Genomic DNA, 18,575 nt, shown 5'->3' with positions numbered 1-18,575 from the left:
AGGTCGGGCGGTGGATTCCCATGATCGACATCACCGGACACAGTGGGCATGGGACGCGCGCCCGCGGGTAGTCGCATCGGGCGCCCGTCAGGCGTACGGGCCTGCTCCGGAGCCGTGCCCATCGCATACTGGAAGGCATGGAGACCGTCTCCCGGGAGTTCGTTCGGGCCGCTCCGCGGCTCGACGGCATGGTGGTGTCCGCCGTCGGCTACCGCACGGCGGGGGAGCACCCCGGATTCCACCGCGGCCTGCCGTCCCCGTATCTGACGCTGATCTTCTCGCTGGACGGCCCCGTCGTCACCGGCGAGAGCCCCGAGCAGGCGGGCGGCCCCGACGCGTCCCGCACCGACATCGTCGTCGGCGGCCTGCACCAGTCCCCGGCGTACGTGGTGCGGCCCGAGCACGAGGCGGGCATCCAGCTCGCCGTGCACCCGCTCGCCGCCCGCGCCCTGTTCGGCGTACCGGCGGCGGAACTGGCCGACGCCCTGGTGACGTCCGGCACCGACGTGATGGGGCGCCGCGCCGCCGACGTACGGGAGCTGCTGTGCGAGCAGGGCGGCTGGCAGGAGCGATTCGCCTCCCTGTCCGCCTACTTGAGGCAGCGCGTGGCCGCCGGGGACACCGCCGGATCCGTACGTCCCGAGGTCGCGGAGGCCTGGGCCTGGCTGGCCCGGCACCGGGGCGCGGGCACCCTGCGCGGTCTCTCCCGGCACGTCGCGCTGAGCGAACGCCGCCTCACCACGCTCTTCCGCGCGGAGACGGGCCTGAGCCCCAAGCAGGCGGGACGCCTGATGCGCTTCCAGCGCGCCCGCGGCGCCGTCGCACGCTCCGTGGCGGCGGGCGTCGCTCCCGATCTGGCCCGCGTCGCCGCGGACTGCGGTTACTACGACCACTCCCACCTGGTGCGGGACTTCCGGCAGTACACCGGGGTGAGCCCCAGCGGCTGGCTGGCCGAAGAGTGCCGGAATATCCAAGCCGGGAGCTATGGCGGGGGCGAAGAGTAGGCCCCATGAACACCACCGAGAAGCAGCAGCAGTCCCCGTCCGCCTCCGCCGGGCGTGCCCCCGCCGTCTGGCCCTCCCTCCAGGCTCACGACGCCCCCGCCCTGATCGACTTCCTGGTCGGCACGGTCGGTTTCCTGCGCACCGCCGTCTACGAGGACGGCGACCGCGTGGCCCACGCCGAGCTCGACTGGCCCGAGGGCGGTGCGATCATGCTCGGCTCGTACGACGAGAAGTCCGAGGCCTGGTGCCTGAAGCCGGGCACGTTCGGGGCGTATGTCGTCACCGACCACGTGGACGACCTCTACCAGCGGCTCACCGCCGCCGGGGTCGAGATCATCCGTGAGATCGAGGACCAGCCGTACGGCAGCCGGGAGTTCGCGATCGCCGACCCCGAGGGCAACAAGTGGTCCTTCGGCACCTACCGCGGGGCACCGAGGCCCGACAAGGCGGCCTGACCTCGCGTGACGGCAGATGCCCTGGCCTCGCGCGACGGAAGACGCCCTGGCCCTGCGTGATAGCTTGCGGACGCCAGTCAACCCACACCAGGGCCAGGGAATCCGGTGCGAATCCGGAACTGACGCGCAGCGGTGAGGGGGAACGGGCGGGGCCACGGCCACTGGGCGTCCACGGACGCCTGGGAAGGCGCCCCGCCCGGCCGATCCCCGAGTCCGAAGACCTGCTGGCACCTTCGCCCGCGCACCGAGCGGCGGAGGTGACGAAGCAGGCCAGGCTCCGCGTATGAGCCGTGAGACTCAAGGGATCGTGTGTCCTCCACAGCCCGTCGTGTACGTATGTCCGGCTTTCTCGCCGCAGCCCTGGCCGTCACCCTGAGCGCGTGTGGCTCGTCGGGCGGCTCCTCGGACTCCTCGGACTCCGCGAACTCCTCGGCCGAGAAGGCCGGCGGCTACCCGCTCACCCTCACCTCCTGCGGCAAGAAGGCGGAGATCAAGGCGCCGCCGCAGCGGGCGGTCTCCCTCGACCAGGGCTCCACCGAGATCCTGCTCTCGCTCGGCCTCGCGGACCGCATGGCCGGCACCGGCACCTGGACGGACCCGGTCCTCAAGGGTCTGGAGAAGGACAACTCCAAGGTCGAGCGGCTCGCCGACAGCTACCCCTCCTTCGAGAAGGTCCTCGCCGAGGAACCGGACTTCGTCACCGCCTCCTTCCTGGCGACGGTCAGCAAGGGCGGCGTCGCCGACCGCGCCAAGTTCGCCGAACTCGGCGTACCCGCCTATGTCTCGCCCTCCGACTGCGCGGGCAAGGACAACAGCGGCGACGGCGACGGCCGCCGCGACAAGACGCTGACCATGGACACGGTGTACGGCGAGATCCGGGACCTGGCCGAGGCCTTCGGGGTCGAGAAGCGCGGCGAACGCCTGATCGCGGAGCTCAAGGGCCGGGTGGCGAAGGCCAAGAAGACCATCAAGGTGAGTGAGGCGTCCGACACGACGCTCCTCTACTGGTTCGCCAACTCCGACGCGCCCTACATGGCGGGCTGCTGCGGTGCGCCGGGCATCATCACCCGCGAACTGGGCGTGAAGAACGTCTTCGACGACACCCGCGAGGAGTGGCCCCAGATCAACTGGGAGACGGTGGCGGACCGCGACCCGGACGTCCTGGTCATCGGCGACCTCACGCGCAAGTCGCAAACGGCCGAGAGCGCGAAGAAGAAGATCGAGTTCCTGGAGTCCAACCCGGTCACCAAGAACCTGACCGCCGTGAAGAAGAAGCGGTACGTGCTCCTGAGCGGCCAGGCCATGAACCCGACGATCCGCACGGTGGACGGCGTGGAGCAAGTCGCCGACGCCTTGCGCGAGTTCGGGCTCGCCAAGTGACGGGAGCCCTCACGGGCGGCATACGGCAGACCCTGCTCTGGACGGCCGGTGTCGCCGCCCTCGCCCTCTCCGTGGCGGTGGCCGTCACCATCGGCCCCGCGGACATCTCCGTACCGGACGTGTGGTCGGCGGTGGCGGCGCACCTCGGCTGGGGAGAGGCCACGCTCACGCCCATCCGGGACGGCATCGTCTGGAACCTGCGCATGCCGCGCACGCTCCTCGCGGCGGTCTGCGGCGCCGGCCTCGCGGTCTGCGGAACGGTCCTCCAGTCCCTCCTGCGCAACCCGCTCGCCGACCCCTTCGTGCTCGGTGTCTCCTCGGGGGCGTCCACCGGCGCGGTCGCGATCGTCGTCCTGGGGGTCGGCGGGGGAGTGGTGTCGATCTCGGCGGGCGCCTTCGTGGGGGCCGTGTTCTCCTTCGCCCTCGTCCTGCTGCTCAGCCACACCCTGGGCGGGAGCACCGACCGCGTGGTGCTGTCCGGAGTGGCGGCGATGCAGCTCTTCTCCGCGCTCACCTCGTTCGTGATCCTCACGGCGGGCGACGCGGAGACGACGCGCGGCGTCCTGTTCTGGCTGCTCGGCTCGTTGAGCGGGGTGGGCTGGACGGATGTGTGGATGTGCGGGGCGGTGCTCTTCGTGTCCCTCGCGGTCTGCCTGGCGCACGCCCGCACCCTGGACGCGTTCGTGTTCGGCCAGGACGCGGCGGCGACGCTGGGGGTCCATGTCGCCCGCACCCGGCTGATCCTGCTCTCCGTCACGGCCCTGCTCACGGCGGCCCTGGTCAGCAGCGCGGGCGCCATCGGCTTCGTGGGCCTGGTCCTGCCGCACGCGGCGCGCGCCCTGGTCGGCTCCGGGCACGCGAGGCTGCTCCCGGTCACGGCGCTCGCGGGCGCGGTGTTCCTGGTGTGGGTGGACACGCTGGCCCGTACGGTCCTCGACCCGCAGGAGGTGCCGGTGGGTGTGGTGACGTCCCTGATCGGCGTCCCGGCGTTCGTCCTGGTCCTCTACCGCACTCGGAAGACGACATGACTGCACGCACGGACGGCACGCCCTCACCCTCATTTGCCGGACCCGGCCTGCGCGCCGACCGGGTGACCAGAGAGGCAGGCGGCCGCCTCATCGTCGACGGGGTGACCCTGGCCCCGCCCCCCGGAGCCACGGTCGGCCTCCTCGGCCCGAACGGCTCGGGCAAGTCCACGCTCCTGCGCGTCCTGGCGGGAGTCCTGGCCCCCGCATCGGGAGTGGTCACCCTGGACGGCCGACCGCTGCGGGACGTGGGCCGCCGCACGGTGGCACGCCGGGTGGCGGTGGTGGACCAGGACGCCACCACGCAGGTCGAGCTGTCGGTGGAGGAGGTCGTACGCCTGGGCCGCATCCCGCACCGCAGGGCGTGGTCACCCTCCATGCCCCAGGACGACGAGGCGGTGCGCGAGGCCCTGACCCGCACCGGTCTCTCCGACCGGGCGGGCCAGTCCTGGCACACGCTCTCCGGCGGCGAACGCCAACGGGTCCAGATAGCAAGGGCCTTGGCCCAGACCCCCCAGGAACTCCTCCTGGACGAACCGACCAACCACCTGGACATCCAGCACCAGTTGGACCTCCTCTCCCTGGTGGCGGACCTCCCCCTGACGAGCGTCATCGCCCTGCACGACCTGAACCTGGCGGCGATGTTCTGCGATCACGTACTGGTCCTGCGCGAGGGAGTCGCGTACGCGTCGGGCACGCCGGGCGAGGTGATCACGGAGGAGCTGATCGCGAAGGTGTACGGGGTGAGGGCGGTGGTGACGACGGCGGACGACGGCCCGGAGCCGCGCCCGTCGATCCGCTTCCTGCGCGCCTGAGTTCCTCCGGGCCTCAGCTCCCCGTCCGACCGGCTCAGCCCAGGCTGAGACGGTCGGCGAGACCGGCGGCGGCGAAGGCGGACACCAGCTCGTCCCGCCCCTCGGTGAAGTGGGCCCAGCTGTCGAAGTGGACGGGGACGACCCGGCGCGCCCCGAGGATCTTCGCGGCCTCGGCGGCCTGGGCGCTGTCGAGGACGAGCGGTGCGCCGTCGAACAGGACGGGGAAGCGGGGAGCGCCCGCGAACAGGACGGCGGTGTCCACCGGGCCGAACCGTGCGGCGGTCTCCTCGACCGCGCCGAGTGAGGCGTTGTCGCCGCTGACGTAGACCGTGGGCAGGCCGTCGCCGGTCAGGACGAAGCCGACGACCTCGCCGACGAACGGTTCGACGTCCTCGCGCCTGCCGGGACCGTGGACGGCGGGCACGCCCGTCACGGTGACCTGTCCGCCGCCGGGCCTCTCGAGCTCGACGGACTCCCAGTCGCCGAGTCCCTTCACCTTTGTGCCCAGGCTCTCGCGCAGGCGGCGCCCGCCGCCGGGAGTGGTGAGGGTGAGCGGTATGCCGGCGAGCAGGGCCCGGCCCGAGGTGTCGAGGTTGTCGGGGTGCTCGTCGTGCGAGAGCAGGACCACGTCGACGGGACCGAGGTCGTCGGGGGAGCCGGCGGCGGGCGCCGTCTTGGTGAGGGCGGGGCCGCCGGGGGCGGGGTAGTCGCCGGGAGCGTCGAAGGTGGGGTCGGTGAGGAATCTCAGACCGCCGTACTCGAAGAGGGCGGTCGGGCCGCCGAAGACGCGTACGGGGATCTGCTGGTCGGTCGTGCCGGTCGTGTCGGAAGCAGCCATGAAAGAAACACACACCTCACGGATCGGGGACCTCACGGATGAGGTGCCTCACGGATAGGGGGCTTCCTATCCGTGATAAACCGTAGCTGTTTCTCACGGATGAAGGCAAGGCGTACCATGAGACTCGTGAAGGAGACCGTAGAAACCGCGACCGCCGAACCGGCCCCGCCGCCCGCGCCGGGCGCGGAGCAGTACGTGGCACTGGACTTCGCGAACAGCGCCCTCGCCCTGCCCGGCGGCCAGTTCACCGACCTCCTCGGCACCCCGGCGGACGCGAACCGGTGGCTCACCGAACGCGACCTGGCCCCGGCCGACGCGGGCCTCCAGGAGATGTGCACGGCACAGCTGCGAACCCTGCGGGAGCAGATCAGGTCCCTCCTGGCAGCGCGGCTCGCGGGCTACGCACCCCCGGCGAGCGCACTGTCGGCCCTGAACGAAGCCCTGACCAGAGCGCCCGCGGCCTCCCTGCTGCACTGGGACCCCGCCCGCGGCCTGTACCGCGCGGCCTCCCACCCCACGACCCAGATCGTCGAACACGCCCTGGCGACCCTGGCCGCCGACACCGCGGACCTCCTGACGTCCCCCGAAGCGGACCGCCTCACGGCCTGCGGCTCCCCACCCTGCAACCGCTACCTGCTCCGCCACGGCCGCCGCCACTGGTGCTCGACCCGCTGCGGCGACCGCGCCCGAGCGGCCCGCGCCTACGCACGACGCGCGCAGCCGAAGGCGGGCTGACGGGACCGAGGAGGACGCACGACACAGCAGCGAGGGCCGCCGCCTCCGGTGGGAGGCGGCGGCCCTCGCTGCTTGCGTCTGAGCTGGAGATGCCGCCTAGCGGGGCCGCGGCTCGTCGAGGTACTGGTCGGCCCAGGCGCTGATGATGTGGGCGGCCCGTTGCGCCTGCCCTCGCGCGGTCAACAGATGGTCCGCGCCTTCGAGCGAGATGAAGCTTCGCGGGTGCCGTGCCTCCTGGAAGATCTCCGCGGCATTGGAGATGTCGACGGTGGAGTCGGTGGGCGAATGCGCGACGAGGAGCGGAAGGTCCACCTCGCCGATCCGGTCGCGCAGGTGAGCCCGGCGCACGTCCTCGACGAAGGCACGCTTGAGAACCAGAGTCCTCCCGCCGACGAACCACTCGTGCGCCCCGTCACTGAGGACCTTCTCCAGGACCGAGTCGTACTGCAGCTCGACATGACTGGGATCGACGGGCGCCGCAATCGTGGCCAGCGCGCGCAGGCCGACGATCTCGCGCGCGGCTGCGATCGCGGCGGCGCCTCCCCACGAGTGCCCCACCAGCAAATCCACCGGAGTCCCTCGCTCCGCCATGAAGGCCGCGGCACGGACGGTGTCCTGCACCTTGACGGTGAAGGAACCGTCCCCCCAGTCGCCCTCGGAGTCTCCGATCCCGAGATTGTCGAAGCGCAGCATGCCGATCCCCTCACGTGCCAGCTGCTTGCTGACGCGCGAGGCGGCCGGTGATTCCTTGCCCAGGGTGAATCCGTGCGCGAAGAGCCCCCAGCCTCGGATCTCGCCCTCCGGCAGGTCGATCACCCCGGCCAGCTGGGGGCCGACGACGCTCGGGAATCTCACTTTTTCGTTCATGTGGGGTGCTCACCTAAGCAGGGACTGATGGTGGGGGGGGGAGGGAGACGAGAGCGACACTAGCCGGTGCTGGCGCGAGACCAACAGAACAGTGGGCCGCCTCCCCGTTCCGGGAGACGGCCCACTGTCCATGCTGACGCGACGTCGGGCTCACCCGACCCGCGATTTAGATGTCGAAATACAGCTCGAACTCGTGCGGGTGCGGCCGCAGCTGGATCGGGGCGATCTCGTTCGTGCGCTTGTAGTCGATCCACGTCTCGATCAGGTCGGGGGTGAAGACACCGCCAGCCAGGAGGTACTCGTGGTCCGCCTCGAGGGCGTCGAGGACGGCCGGGAGGGAGGTCGGGACCTGGGCGACGCCCGCGTGCTCCTCGGGGGCCAGTTCGTAGAGGTCCTTGTCGATCGGCTCCGGCGGCTCGATCTTGTTCTTCACGCCGTCAAGGCCGGCCATCAGGAGGGCCGAGAACGCGAGGTACGGGTTCGAGGACGGGTCGGGCGCGCGGAACTCGACGCGCTTGGCCTTCGGGTTCGAGCCCGTGATCGGGATACGCATGGCGGCCGAGCGGTTGCGCTGCGAGTACACCATGTTGACCGGCGCCTCGAAGCCCGGGACCAGGCGGTGGTACGAGTTCACCGTCGGGTTCGTGAAGGCGAGCAGCGACGGGGCGTGCTTGAGGATGCCGCCGATGTAGTAGCGGGCGGTGTCCGAGAGGCCCGCGTAGCCCTGCTCGTCGTAGAAGAGCGGGTCGCCGTTGGCCCACAGCGACTGGTGGACGTGCATGCCCGAGCCGTTGTCACCGAAGATCGGCTTCGGCATGAAGGTCGCGGTCTTCTCGTTGCGCCAGGCGACGTTCTTCACGATGTACTTGAAGAGCATCAGGTCGTCGGCCGCGGCGAGCAGCGTGTTGAACTTGTAGTTGATCTCCGCCTGGCCGGCCGTGCCGACCTCGTGGTGCTGGCGCTCGACCTGGAGGCCGTTCTTGTCCAGCTCCAGGGAGATCTCCGCGCGGAGGTCCGCGAAGTGGTCGACCGGCGGGGCCGGGAAGTAGCCGCCCTTGTAGCGGACCTTGTAGCCACGGTTGTTCTCGACCGCACCGGTGTTCCAGGCGCCCGCCTCGGAGTCGATGTGGTAGAAGCTCTCGTTCGCCGACGTCTGGAAGCGGACGTTGTCGAAGACGTAGAACTCCGCCTCGGGGCCGAAGTACGCGGTGTCCGCGATGCCGGTGGACGCGAGGTAGGCCTCGGCCTTCTTGGCGATGTTGCGCGGGTCACGGCTGTACTGCTCGCCCGTGATCGGGTCGTGGATGAAGAAGTTGATGTTGATGGTCTTGTCGCGGCGGAAGGGGTCGACCCGGGCGGTCGACAGGTCCGCGCGCAGCGCCATGTCGGACTCGTGGATGGCCTGGAAGCCGCGGATCGACGATCCGTCGAAGGCCAGCTCCTCGTTCGGGTCGAACGCCGCTGCCGGGATCGTGAAGTGCTGCATCACTCCGGGCAGGTCGCAGAACCGGACATCTACGAACTTCACGTCCTCGTCCGCGATGAACTTCTTTGCGTCGTCGGCGTTCTGGAACATCCAACTCCTCCTACTCCCGGCCCCCAGGCGGGGACGGGGTTGCAGCTCGTTGTGCGGCCAGTGCGGTGGCACACGCTGGGACCCGACCATAGGGACGGGGGATTTCTCAAGCATGACCCATTTGTTTCGCCGAAGTTAACCGAGCCGGGTTCGAGCCGGGTGTCATTCGCCCTACCCCGCCCGTCCTCGTACGAAATCGGGCGCAGTACCGTGGACGGGTGGACAACAGGCAAGTAATCGGATCGTGGCTCTCCGGCCCTCGTGCGGCGGCAGAGGACGCGGGCGTCGACTTCGGGTACCGGGGCGAGCAGCTCGGCCTGCCGGAGGAGGGGCCCGGCTCGATCGCGCGGCCCGGACGGCGCATGGGCGCCGTCGTCGTCGACTGGGCACTGTGCATGCTCATCGCATACGGCCTGTTCGCTCGCGGTGACCAGCAGGCCATGGGCAACTGGGCGCTGGGCATCTTCTTCGTCATGACCGTCCTGACGGTCGGCACGGTCGGCTGCACCCCCGGCAAGGCCCTCTTCAGGCTCCGCGTCGTCGCCGAGGGCGGCGGCCGGCTCGGCGCCGTCCGGGTCCTCATCCGCAGCGTGCTGCTCTGCGTCGCCATCCCGGCCCTGATCTGGGACCGCGACGGCCGCGGCCTGCACGACCGCCTCGCCCGCGCCGTTCAGGTACGGATCTGAACCCGGCTCCAGCTGGTTCTCAACCCCCTTTCGGAACCCCGTGAAGTGAAGCGCCCCTCCACCGTGCCGGAATGGCACGGCGAAGGGGCGCTGGGCACCACGGGTCCGGGACGATCGGCAGAGGGCAATTCCTCGACCTCGCGGGGGTGTCACCCGGCAGGCGAGCAGATCGCCCCGATACGCCCCTGGCAAGAGCCCTCCGACCGGAGGAGACTGAGTGACAGCGGTAGGCCGCTCCCCTGTGCAAGGGTGTCCCCAGATCACTCGGGAGGTGGGCGGGCGTGCCCGAATTGGCTCGTGAAGAGCAGGTGTCCGTCGCGTTCGTCGAACTGGCCGACACCTTGGTGCAGGACTTCGATGTGATCGCGTTCCTGCACATGCTCGCCGATCACTGTGTGGCCCTGCTGGATGTGACGGCCGCGGGGGTGCTGCTGGCCACGCCGGACGGGCACCTGGTGGACGCGGCAGCCTCCGATGAGCGCACCCGGCTGCTGGAGATGGCGAGCATCGAGTGGGACGAAGGCCCCTGCCGGGACTGCTACAAGAGCAGGAAGCCGGTTTCCGACGTGCCGTTCGGCACGGACGAAGCCATGGCCAGGTGGCCCCGGTTCGCGCCACGCGCCCTTCAAGCGGGCTTCACGTCAGTCGTCGCCGCTCCGCTGCGACTGCACAACCAGGTGATCGGGGCCCTGAACCTCTTCCGCGACCGGCCCGGTGCCCTGGACGGGCCCCAGGTCCGGCTGGGACAGGCGCTGGCCGACACCGCGACCATCGGTGTCCTGCAACAGCGGGCGGTGACGGAACAGATGACCGTAAGTGCCCAGCTGCAATACGCCCTGGACAGCCGCGTCATCATCGAACAGGCCAAGGGCTACCTCGCCCACCGGCGGGCTACCGGGGTCGAGGAAGCATTCCACGCCATGCGCGGCCACGCACGGGCTCACCAGATGCGCCTGACCGAGGTCGCGCGTCAGGTCCTGCAGGGCAACGCCGACCCCTCATTGCTCACCCCGCCCACCCGGTGACGAAGGCGCCCGTCGACGGGATGTGGTGGGCAGGCGTTCCGCTCACTCGCACGGCGCCCGGAAGGGGGCCACGGTGCCCCATCCGGTAATGATCGAATACCTGCGCGCCCTCAGCGCTCACACCGGGGTGGGCATGGCCTCCCTGCCGCTCGAAGCGTGCGCCGACATGCTCGGCCTTGACGGCCTGGCCCTGCTGCTGAGCCCCGGCAGCCGCAAAGCGGAACTGGTGCAGTCGTACGGCAAGCGCACCAGTGCCCTGGAGGACGTGCAACAGGTTCAGGGCCAGGGGCCCAGTCTGGACGCCGCGCAGTTCGGGAATCTGCTGCTGTTGCCCGATGTGGCAGAAGCCCTGGCCTTCAGCACTCTCCGCTGGCCCGGCCTGCCCAGTGCCATCGAAGCCCTGGACGTCCGCGCGGTGTTCTCCTTCCCCCTGCGCATCGGAGTCATCGCGCTCGGCGCCCTCACGGGCCACCGCACCCGCCCCGGTCCCATGACCACCGATCAGCTCGCCGACGCGTTCGGCCTGGCCGACACCATCGCCCAGATCACCATCGCCACGGCCGCCCAAACAGGCCTGCCCCACACCCCGCTGCTCGACGAACCCGGCCTCCACTTCGCCGAAGTCCACCAGGCCACCGGAATGGTCGCCGCCCAACTGAACATCGGCATCGACCACGCACTCATCCGGCTGCGTGGCCACGCCTTCAGTCACGGCCTACCCCTGCTGGAGGTCGCGCGGGAGATTCTGGCCCTGCGCCTGTTCCTGGACGACGACGGTCGGGGCCCCGGGAACGAGTAATGGGCGCCCCGGAGGGCGCCCATGGCGGCATACAAGCGGCGTCGTACAAGCAGCGTCGTACAAGTAGCGAGGCCTCACCCTCTCCCGCCCATGGAAATGAGGGGAGAGGTGAGGCCCGGTGTCATCCGCGCGGCATTTTCGGGGTGCGGCCTCGTCCGGCACCCTTCGGCATCGGACCCTTCGGCAGCGGCATGTTGCTCATCAGGTCGCCCATCGCACGCAGTCGGTCGTTCGTCGCCGTGACCTGCGGGCCCTGGAGGACGCGGGGCAGCTTCAGAAGCGTCGTACGCAGCTTCTTCAGCGGGACCTGGCCCTCGCCGGTGCCGACGATGACGTCATGCACCGGGACGTCGGAGACGACCCGCGCCATGCGCTTCTTCTCGGCCGCCAGCAGGCTCTTCACCCGGTTCGGGTTGCCCTCGGCGACGAGCACGATGCCGGCCTTGCCGACCGTGCGGTGCACGACGTCCTGGCTGCGGTTCATCGCCACCGCCGGAGTCGTCGTCCAGCCACGGCCGATCTTGTCGAGCACCGCGGCCGCCGCACCGGGCTGGCCCTCCATCTGCCCGAAGGCCGCACGCTCAGCCCTGCGCCCGAAGACGATCGCCATCGCGAGGAAGGCGAGCACAAAGCCGAGAATGCCGAGATAGATCGGGTGACCGATCAAGAAGCCGATCGCGAGGAAGACACCAAAGGTGACGATTCCCACAGCCGCGATGATGAGACCGATCCGCGGATCGGCCCTGCGGGTCATCTTGTAGGTCTGGGCAATCTGCTTGAGTCGCCCGGGGTTCGCGGCGTCCGCCGCGGTTTCCTTCCTCGCCATGTCGTGAAGTCTACGTGTCCCTGGAAGTGACTACGACGTGCGGGTTGTCATCGCCTCTTCGAGCACGCGCAGCGCCTCTGCCCGGTCCTTGGCGCGACGCCGGTCGTCGAGCACGGACGTCCAGGCATTGCGGCGAGCTGTGCGCTGGCCGCTGCTCATGAGAAGCGACTCGACGACGCGCAGTGCGTCGGTGACGGACGGGATGGCGGTGGCGCGTACGGGCGCGGCCTGCATGGTGGGGCCCTCCTGAGCGGCTATGGGTAGGGCTGTACGTGGGGTAATTCCAGGGTCACTGATTGGTGTTACCAGGGCGTGACCGACCGGTCAAACACGGATGAAGCCTTGACGCCGCGCCCCGAAACATTGACGTGGCCCGTACGGTCCCCTCACCTGCGGGGACCGTACGGGCCACGTCATCTCGGCCACTACCAGCCGGTAGTCACTTGTGCGCCGATTCACACAGTCGGACTCTCGCCCGGAGTGCTGTCGGGCTCCCGCCCGGGATCAAACCGCCTGCGAGGCGACGTACGCCCCACGCTTCTCGACCGCCATCTGGAACAGGCGCCCGGCGCGGTACGAGGAGCGGACCAGAGGCCCCGACATGACGCCGGAGAAACCGATCTCCTCGGCCTCCTCCTTCAGCTCCACGAACTCCTGCGGCTTGGCCCAGCGCTCCACGGGGTGGTGCCGCGGCGTCGGACGCAGGTACTGCGTGATCGTGATGAGCTCGCAGCCCGCGTCGTGCAGCGCGTGCAGCGCCTCGCTGATCTCCTCGCGCTCCTCGCCCATGCCGAGGATGAGGTTCGACTTGGTGACCAGACCGGCCTCGCGGGCGCGGGTGATGACCTCGAGCGAGCGCTCGAAGCGGAAGCCGGGGCGGATCCGCTTGAAGATGCGCGGCACCGTCTCCACGTTGTGCCCGAGGACCTCGGGGCGCGAGGAGAAGACCTCGGCCAGCTGGTCGGGGTCCGCGTTGAAGTCGGGGATGAGGAGCTCGACCTTGGTCTGGCCCTCGGCGCGGTCCGCCGTCATCGCGTGGATCTGGCGCACGGTCTCCGCGTACAGCCAGGCGCCGCCGTCGTCCAGGTCGTCGCGGGCGACGCCGGTGATCGTGGCGTAGTTCAGGTCCATCGTGACGACGGACTCGCCCACGCGGCGGGGCTCGTCACGGTCGAGTGCCTGCGGCTTGCCCGTGTCGATCTGGCAGAAGTCGCAGCGCCGGGTGCACTGGTCACCGCCGATGAGGAAGGTGGCCTCGCGGTCTTCCCAGCACTCGTAGATGTTGGGACAGCCCGCCTCCTGGCAGACCGTGTGCAGGCCCTCGCTCTTCACGAGGTTCTGCATCTTGGTGTACTCGGGGCCCATTTTCGCCCGGGTCTTGATCCACTCGGGCTTGCGCTCGATGGGGGTCTGGGCGTTCCGGACCTCCAGGCGCAGCATCTTGCGTCCGTCGGGTGCGACTGCGGACACATCGGCTCCCTGTAGCTTCGATTCTTCGGCGCACACCAGGGTACGCCCGTGATGTCGTTGGGCTTACGTTCGGCCAACCTCTGGCCGACGGGGTGCATTCCCACACGGCCCCGACGGCCCCGGCAGCCCGAGCTGTCTAGGCGGTCGCCTTCTCGGTTTCCGGGTTCTCAACCGTCGTCCCGACGGCCTTCTCGACGGTGCGCGGCTTGAGCTCCGCGCCCTCCAGGATGTCCCGCAGATGCTTCTCGGCGACGGGCAGGACGTCGGCGATCGTGATCTCGCGGCCCAGTTCGTACGAGAGCGACGTCACGCCGGCGTCGCGGATGCCGCACGGGATGATCTTGTCGAACCAGGTGTTGTCCGGGTTCACGTTCAGGGCGAAGCCGTGCATCGTCACGCCCTTGGCGACGCGGATGCCGATGGCCGCGATCTTGCGGTCCTCCCGGCGCTGGCCCGCGTTGGACGGGGCGTACTCCGGGCCGTTGAACCGGGCGTCGAACTCGTCGTCCTGCGTCCGCGGATCGAGGTCCAGGGTCAGCCCGCCGAGCGCCGGGCGCTGCTCCACCGGGTCGCCGAGGACCCATACGCCGCTGCGGCCCTCGACCCGGCTCGTCTCCAGGCCAAACTCCGCACACGTACGGATAAGTGCCTCTTCCAGACGGCGCACGTGTGCTACGACGTCCACCGGGCGCGGCAGCTTCTGGATCGGGTACCCCACGAGCTGTCCGGGGCCGTGCCAGGTGATCTTGCCGCCGCGGTCCACGTCGACGACGGGGGTGCCGTCCAGAGGGCGCTCGCTGTCCTCGGTGCGGCGGCCCGCGGTGTAGACCGGAGGGTGCTCGAGCAGCAGACATGTGTCCGGGAGCTCGTCGGCGAACCGGGCGGCGTGCACGCGGCGCTGCTCGTCCCAGGCCTCCTGGTACTCGACCGAATCCGGGCCGAAGCCCAGACGGACGAACTGAAACTCACTCACGGCAAGTGCCTCCCTAGAACCTGCACCGTGCACATATCGCGCCCCCAGCCACTGTACGGGCCGCGGATTCTCGTCAGTCGTCCGGTCAATCCTCACACGATCGGATGAATGCGGGTCGAAGGGCGCGATGAGGGCGGTGAGGGCCGCTACATTCACGCCGTTCACAGAGCCATAAGGGCTGCTCAAGGCAACGCCCGAAAGGCAGGAGACCGCACAGCTGATGACGGAACGACCTCCGCAGCGCACCCCCAACCGCCAGCTAGCCTCGCTCATCTCAGAAGCCGGGTTCTCCAATGCGGGGCTCGCGCGCCGCGTCGATCAGCTGGGCCTCGAGCACGGTCTCGATCTGCGGTACGACAAGACATCCGTGACCCGCTGGCTGCGCGGGCAGCAGCCGCGCGGCACCACCCCCGCCCTCATCGCCGAGGTCTTCACCCGGCGGTTAGGGCGCCGCCTCTCCGCGCAGGATCTAGGGCTCGACGCCTGCGCGCCGGTGTACGCCGGGCTCGAGTTCGCGGCGAGCCCCGAAGAGGCGATCGACATCGTCGGCGGGCTCTGGCGCAAGGACTCCGGAAGCCATGCCGAACTGCGGAAGATCGCGTTCACCCCGGCAGGACTCGTCGTCCCCAGCAGGGACTGGCTGATCGGCCGCGCGGACGACCGCGTAGGGCGCGGTGACCTCGGGCCGGGCGCCGGCCGCGTGCCCACGCAGGGGCGTCCGGCCATACCGCGCCAGCGCAAGGAGCCGGAGCGGGGCGTCGGAGCGAAGGTGACCAGCGGCGACATCTCGGCTCTGCGCTCCGTCGGCGAGCTCTTCCGCGCGCTCGACCACGCGTACGGCGGAGGGCATGCCCGGCAGGCCCTGGTGCGCTATCTGGAGCACGAGGCCGAGCCGATGCTGCGCGGCTCGTACGGCGAGCAGGCCGGGCGGCGGCTCTTCGCGGCCGCCGCCGACCTCACCCGGCTCGCGGGCTGGACGTCGTACGACATCGCGGCGCACGGTCTCGCCCAGCGCTACTACGTCCAGGCGCTGCGGCTCTCGCAGGCGGCGGGCGACCGCGCGTACGGCTCGTACGTCCTGGTCACGATGAGCCGCCAGGCCGTCTACCTCGGGCACGGCAGAGAGGCGGTGCAGCTGGCGCGGGTGGCCCAGCAGGGCGTCGGCTCCTCGGCGCCGCCCGTCGTGCAGGCCCTGCTGCACGCGGTCGAGGCGCGCGGGCACGGCGTGCTCGGCGAGGTGCGGGCGTGCACGGCGTCGATGGTGCGCGCCGAGCGCGCCCTGGAGACCGCGCGGCCCGGCGACGAAGTCCCCTACTGGGCGCGCTTCTTCGACGAGGCGCAGCTCGCGGACGAGTTCGGGCACTGCCACCGGGACCTCCAGCAGTACCGCGTGGCCGCTCAGCACGCGGAGCGCTCGCTCCAGCTGCGCGCCCCCGGGTACGCCCGCAGCCGCCTGTTCTGCCGGGTGGTGCTCGCCTCGTCGCGGCTCGGCCTCGGGGAGCTGGAGCAGGCCTGCCAGCTGGGCGCGGAGGCGGCGCAGGCGGCGGGTGAGATGCGCTCGGTGCGTGCGGTGGAGTACGTACGCGACTTCGAGCGGCGGCTCGAGCCGTACCGCGACGCGGCGGCGGTGCGCGGGTACCGCGACCGGGTGGCGGCGCTGGGCTGAGTGACCATCCCGGGTTGATGGGAGATGTAAGGGGCGGGCCTGCGCAGGCCCGCCCCTTACCTGTGTGCTCGACGCGGGTCAGCGCAGGCGCTCGACCTCCTCGGAGGACAACGCCTCGTCCCACGTGGTGAGTTCGTCGAGGTCGCCCCGCAGGCTCGCCTTCTCCGTCCCGATGGACCGCAGCGGCAGGGGGATCGACGCCGCGACGGACCCGACCCGCTCACCGTCGGCGTACAAGGTGGTGTGCCCCGGAGTCGTCACCCACGTCAGCCGTGTCCAGCGGTCGAGGGGCAGCGTGAAGTCGAAGCTGTGGTCGGCCTCGCCGTACCGCGTGAAGCCGACCTTCCCGGTGCCGTGCTGCATCAGCTTCAGCGCGCCCGCCCTGGAGCTGAGCAGCACCTGGTCCCCGGTCCTGGCCGTCGGACGGACCTGCACCGACACGGTCCACGGCTCGGCGACGTCGAGCCCGCCGAAGCCCACGCCGTCCCGGTCGGAGTCGAAGCGCCAGGCCTGGCCGCGCACGCCTGCCACCGGGGTGGGGTTGTTGATGATGTACGAGGTGCCGGACAGGCCGCCCGCCACGTCCTCGGCGAGGATCGTGTTGCCGGGACTGCCCGCGTACGTCCAGCCGCTGGGGTACGAGGCGTCGTCGAACGTCCAGTGGTGGCTCGGGCGGCCCTCCACTCGCGGCGGCACCGGCGCGGGCGTCGTGCCCGGCGGGTCGCCGATGCGGGCGGCGCGGGCCCTGAAGCCGGCGAGCGTGTCCGGCGTCGTGGACTTGTTCCAGGTGCGGTCGGCGAGGATCGCGCGGGCGCCCGCCATGCTCTTCTCGAAGTAGCCGTCGTCGGCCCAGAAGTTGTAGTCCGCCCAGTTGGTGACGCCGGAGCCGAGCATGTCCGGGTCGGAGTTCGGCGCCCAGCTGTCGTACATCCAGGGCTCGTCCGGATACAGGTGGTGGTAGTTGTTCGGAGTGTCGTAGAAGGGGCCGATGGCGATCTCGTCGTGCCCGGGGATCTCCGGCTCGGCGCCCGTGCCCTCCCAGGTGAGGAAGACGACGGGGGCGTGGACCTTCTGCTGGGGCGCGGCCAGGTGCTCGGAGCCGTTGTAGACGGCCGTGCGCTTGCCGTGCGAAGTGACCACGTCGTCCAGGGTGTTGATGTAGCGGTTGAGGAGGTCGCCGAGCGTGGACACGTCGGGCGCGCTCGCCAGGTGGTTCTTCACGCGCGGGCACTCGGCCAGCTGACCGGGGACCTCCTCCGCGCCGATCGAGAACAGCGGTGCGTCGAACCAGCCCGCGAACTCGTCGACGATCTCCTTCGACTTCGCGATCGCCTTGTCGCTGGTCATGTCGATGATCCAGTCGGGCGTGAGGTGCGAGTGCGTGTGCGCGCCCGTGCACGCGTCGGCGCCCGATCCGAAGCCGATGCCGAAGGCCTCGCTGATCACGGTGGCGTGGCCGGGGAGTTCGAGTCCTGGCATCAGCTGGACGTGATGGCGGGCCGCGAAGGCCTTCAGGTGTTCGATGTCGGCGCGGCTGTAGCTGTGGTCGGGGTCGGCGAGGCCCGGGAACTTCGGGCTGTGGAGGCGGAAGCCCTCGGACTCGGAGAGGTGCAGGAAGAGGGTGTTGAGCTTCTGGTCGCCCATCCTGCGGATCAGATTCTCCAGGTAGGAGATCTTCCAGTACCTGCGGCCCGCGTCGAGGTGCACCATGCGGATGGCCTGCGCGGGGCGGTCGGTGGAGCGGGCGCGGGGGACGGCGCGGTGGTCGTCGGCCGTGGAACGCAGGAGCTGGAGGAGGGTGCGGGTTCCGTAGTAGAGGCCGTGGGTGGAGGCGGCTTCGACGCGGATGGGGCCCGCGCTGTCGAAGCGGTAGCCCTCGGCGCCGAGATCCCCCTTGGCGGTGAGGCCGAGCGTGATGTCGCCGTCGGCGGGACGGCCCGTGTGATGGGCGATCCGGGGCGTGATACCGGTGACCTGCTTGATCTCCGTACGGAGCTGGGTGGCGAGCTTGCGTACGGACTGGTGTGCGGGGCCCGGGAATTCACTGCGGCCCGAGGGGAGCGCGGTGGTGGATCCGGCGCGCGGGTCGATCAGGATGCGGGTGCGCTCGGTGAGTCGCGTGCGGCCGTCGAGCGCGGTCCAGTCGGTGGGGCGGGGGACGACGGAGGGCACTGCGGTCTCCGTGGCGGCCGTGTCGCCCGAGGCTGCTGTGTCATCTGTGGCTGCTGTGGCGGTCGGCAAAGATAGACCTCCTATGAATAGGCCGAGGATGAGCGATATCACCGGCATGGTGCGACGCACGTGAGCCTCCTGCGGCTTGGCGATCCGGAGGGGACCGTAGCCGGGGGGTACCCGTGTGGCAAGGGGAGTTGCAGGGGTGTGTGAGGTTCGGCGGGTTCTACGAAGAGGGCGTGCGGGAAGGCGGAAGCCCTCGC

General features: G+C 70.3%; 18 protein-coding genes and 1 riboswitch. Of the genes, 10 read left to right on the top strand and 8 right to left on the bottom strand.

Features of this window, described 5'->3' with window-relative positions; translation table 11 throughout:
• Positions 1-137 precede the first annotated feature (137 nt).
• The 5 genes from ABZ833_RS14295 (at position 138) to ABZ833_RS14275 (ending at position 4,679) form a co-directional block, all read left to right on the top strand.
• The gene (locus tag ABZ833_RS14295) at positions 138-1,004 is read left to right on the top strand and encodes a helix-turn-helix domain-containing protein (RefSeq protein WP_361045734.1); all 867 of its coding nucleotides are present in this window, start codon (positions 138-140) and stop codon (positions 1,002-1,004) included.
• Positions 1,005-1,009: 5 nt separating this feature from the next.
• Complete coding sequence (locus ABZ833_RS14290) at positions 1,010-1,459, top strand: VOC family protein (protein WP_361045731.1); 450 nt, start codon at positions 1,010-1,012, stop codon at positions 1,457-1,459.
• A 57-nt stretch (positions 1,460-1,516) separates the two neighbouring features.
• Positions 1,517-1,703: riboswitch (cobalamin riboswitch) on the top strand.
• Between the two features lie 92 nt (positions 1,704-1,795).
• The gene (locus tag ABZ833_RS14285; protein WP_361045729.1) at positions 1,796-2,839 is read left to right on the top strand and encodes an ABC transporter substrate-binding protein; all 1,044 of its coding nucleotides are present in this window, start codon (positions 1,796-1,798) and stop codon (positions 2,837-2,839) included.
• A complete protein-coding gene (locus ABZ833_RS14280) occupies positions 2,836-3,867 on the top strand; it encodes an iron chelate uptake ABC transporter family permease subunit (RefSeq protein WP_361045726.1) in 1,032 nt (343 codons plus the stop codon). The genes ABZ833_RS14285 and ABZ833_RS14280 overlap by 4 nt, the downstream gene beginning before the upstream one ends.
• On the top strand, positions 3,864-4,679 hold the full coding sequence (locus ABZ833_RS14275) for an ABC transporter ATP-binding protein (protein WP_361045724.1): 816 nt from the start codon (positions 3,864-3,866) through the stop codon (positions 4,677-4,679). The genes ABZ833_RS14280 and ABZ833_RS14275 overlap by 4 nt, the downstream gene beginning before the upstream one ends.
• A gap of 34 nt (positions 4,680-4,713) precedes the next feature.
• Here ABZ833_RS14275 and ABZ833_RS14270 read toward each other — a convergent pair whose 3' ends face one another.
• Positions 4,714-5,517, bottom strand: coding sequence for an MBL fold metallo-hydrolase (locus ABZ833_RS14270; RefSeq protein WP_361045723.1), 804 nt, complete (start codon positions 5,515-5,517; stop codon positions 4,714-4,716).
• Positions 5,518-5,634: 117 nt separating this feature from the next.
• Between ABZ833_RS14270 and ABZ833_RS14265 the strand changes: the two genes are divergently transcribed.
• Entirely contained in the window at positions 5,635-6,252 is a 618-nt protein-coding gene (locus tag ABZ833_RS14265; protein WP_361045721.1) for an ABATE domain-containing protein, read from the top strand.
• Between the two features lie 96 nt (positions 6,253-6,348).
• Here ABZ833_RS14265 and ABZ833_RS14260 read toward each other — a convergent pair whose 3' ends face one another.
• Both ABZ833_RS14260 and glnA read right to left on the bottom strand, forming a co-directional pair.
• Positions 6,349-7,119: an alpha/beta fold hydrolase gene (locus ABZ833_RS14260; protein ID WP_361045718.1), complete on the bottom strand. Its 771-nt coding sequence runs from the start codon at positions 7,117-7,119 to the stop codon at positions 6,349-6,351.
• A 166-nt stretch (positions 7,120-7,285) separates the two neighbouring features.
• Positions 7,286-8,695: a type I glutamate--ammonia ligase gene (glnA, locus tag ABZ833_RS14255; protein WP_361045716.1), complete on the bottom strand. Its 1,410-nt coding sequence runs from the start codon at positions 8,693-8,695 to the stop codon at positions 7,286-7,288.
• 218 nt (positions 8,696-8,913) lie between these two features.
• Here glnA and ABZ833_RS14250 point away from each other — a divergent pair, with 218 nt between their 5' ends.
• From ABZ833_RS14250 to ABZ833_RS14240, 3 genes are all read left to right on the top strand, one after another.
• Positions 8,914-9,381 carry an RDD family protein gene (locus tag ABZ833_RS14250; RefSeq protein WP_249590317.1) on the top strand — a complete coding sequence of 156 codons (468 nt, stop codon included), beginning with the start codon at positions 8,914-8,916 and terminating at the stop codon, positions 9,379-9,381.
• Between the two features lie 281 nt (positions 9,382-9,662).
• Entirely contained in the window at positions 9,663-10,406 is a 744-nt protein-coding gene (locus ABZ833_RS14245; protein WP_361045714.1) for a GAF and ANTAR domain-containing protein, read from the top strand.
• Between the two features lie 73 nt (positions 10,407-10,479).
• The gene (locus ABZ833_RS14240; RefSeq protein WP_361045712.1) at positions 10,480-11,205 is read left to right on the top strand and encodes an ANTAR domain-containing protein; all 726 of its coding nucleotides are present in this window, start codon (positions 10,480-10,482) and stop codon (positions 11,203-11,205) included.
• Between the two features lie 121 nt (positions 11,206-11,326).
• Here ABZ833_RS14240 and ABZ833_RS14235 read toward each other — a convergent pair whose 3' ends face one another.
• The 4 genes from ABZ833_RS14235 to lipB form a co-directional block, all read right to left on the bottom strand.
• Entirely contained in the window at positions 11,327-12,031 is a 705-nt protein-coding gene (locus ABZ833_RS14235; protein ID WP_361045710.1) for a DUF4191 domain-containing protein, read from the bottom strand.
• A 30-nt stretch (positions 12,032-12,061) separates the two neighbouring features.
• On the bottom strand, positions 12,062-12,265 hold the full coding sequence (locus ABZ833_RS14230; protein ID WP_249590319.1) for a hypothetical protein: 204 nt from the start codon (positions 12,263-12,265) through the stop codon (positions 12,062-12,064).
• 270 nt (positions 12,266-12,535) lie between these two features.
• A complete protein-coding gene (locus ABZ833_RS14225) occupies positions 12,536-13,501 on the bottom strand; it encodes a lipoyl synthase (RefSeq protein ID WP_249590320.1) in 966 nt (321 codons plus the stop codon).
• A 136-nt stretch (positions 13,502-13,637) separates the two neighbouring features.
• Complete coding sequence (lipB, locus tag ABZ833_RS14220) at positions 13,638-14,474, bottom strand: lipoyl(octanoyl) transferase LipB (RefSeq protein WP_361045706.1); 837 nt, start codon at positions 14,472-14,474, stop codon at positions 13,638-13,640.
• Between the two features lie 220 nt (positions 14,475-14,694).
• Here lipB and ABZ833_RS14215 point away from each other — a divergent pair, with 220 nt between their 5' ends.
• Positions 14,695-16,140 carry a regulator gene (locus ABZ833_RS14215; protein WP_361045704.1) on the top strand — a complete coding sequence of 482 codons (1,446 nt, stop codon included), beginning with the start codon at positions 14,695-14,697 and terminating at the stop codon, positions 16,138-16,140.
• Positions 16,141-16,218: 78 nt separating this feature from the next.
• Here ABZ833_RS14215 and ABZ833_RS14210 read toward each other — a convergent pair whose 3' ends face one another.
• Complete coding sequence (locus tag ABZ833_RS14210) at positions 16,219-18,312, bottom strand: family 20 glycosylhydrolase (protein ID WP_361045702.1); 2,094 nt, start codon at positions 18,310-18,312, stop codon at positions 16,219-16,221.
• Positions 18,313-18,575: the final 263 nt, after the last annotated feature.

Origin of the sequence: Streptomyces sp. NPDC047525 (genome assembly GCF_040643025.1) — a bacterium.
Taxonomy (GTDB): domain Bacteria; phylum Actinomycetota; class Actinomycetes; order Streptomycetales; family Streptomycetaceae; genus Streptomyces; species Streptomyces durmitorensis.
This window is presented reverse-complemented; position numbering and strand designations above follow the sequence as displayed.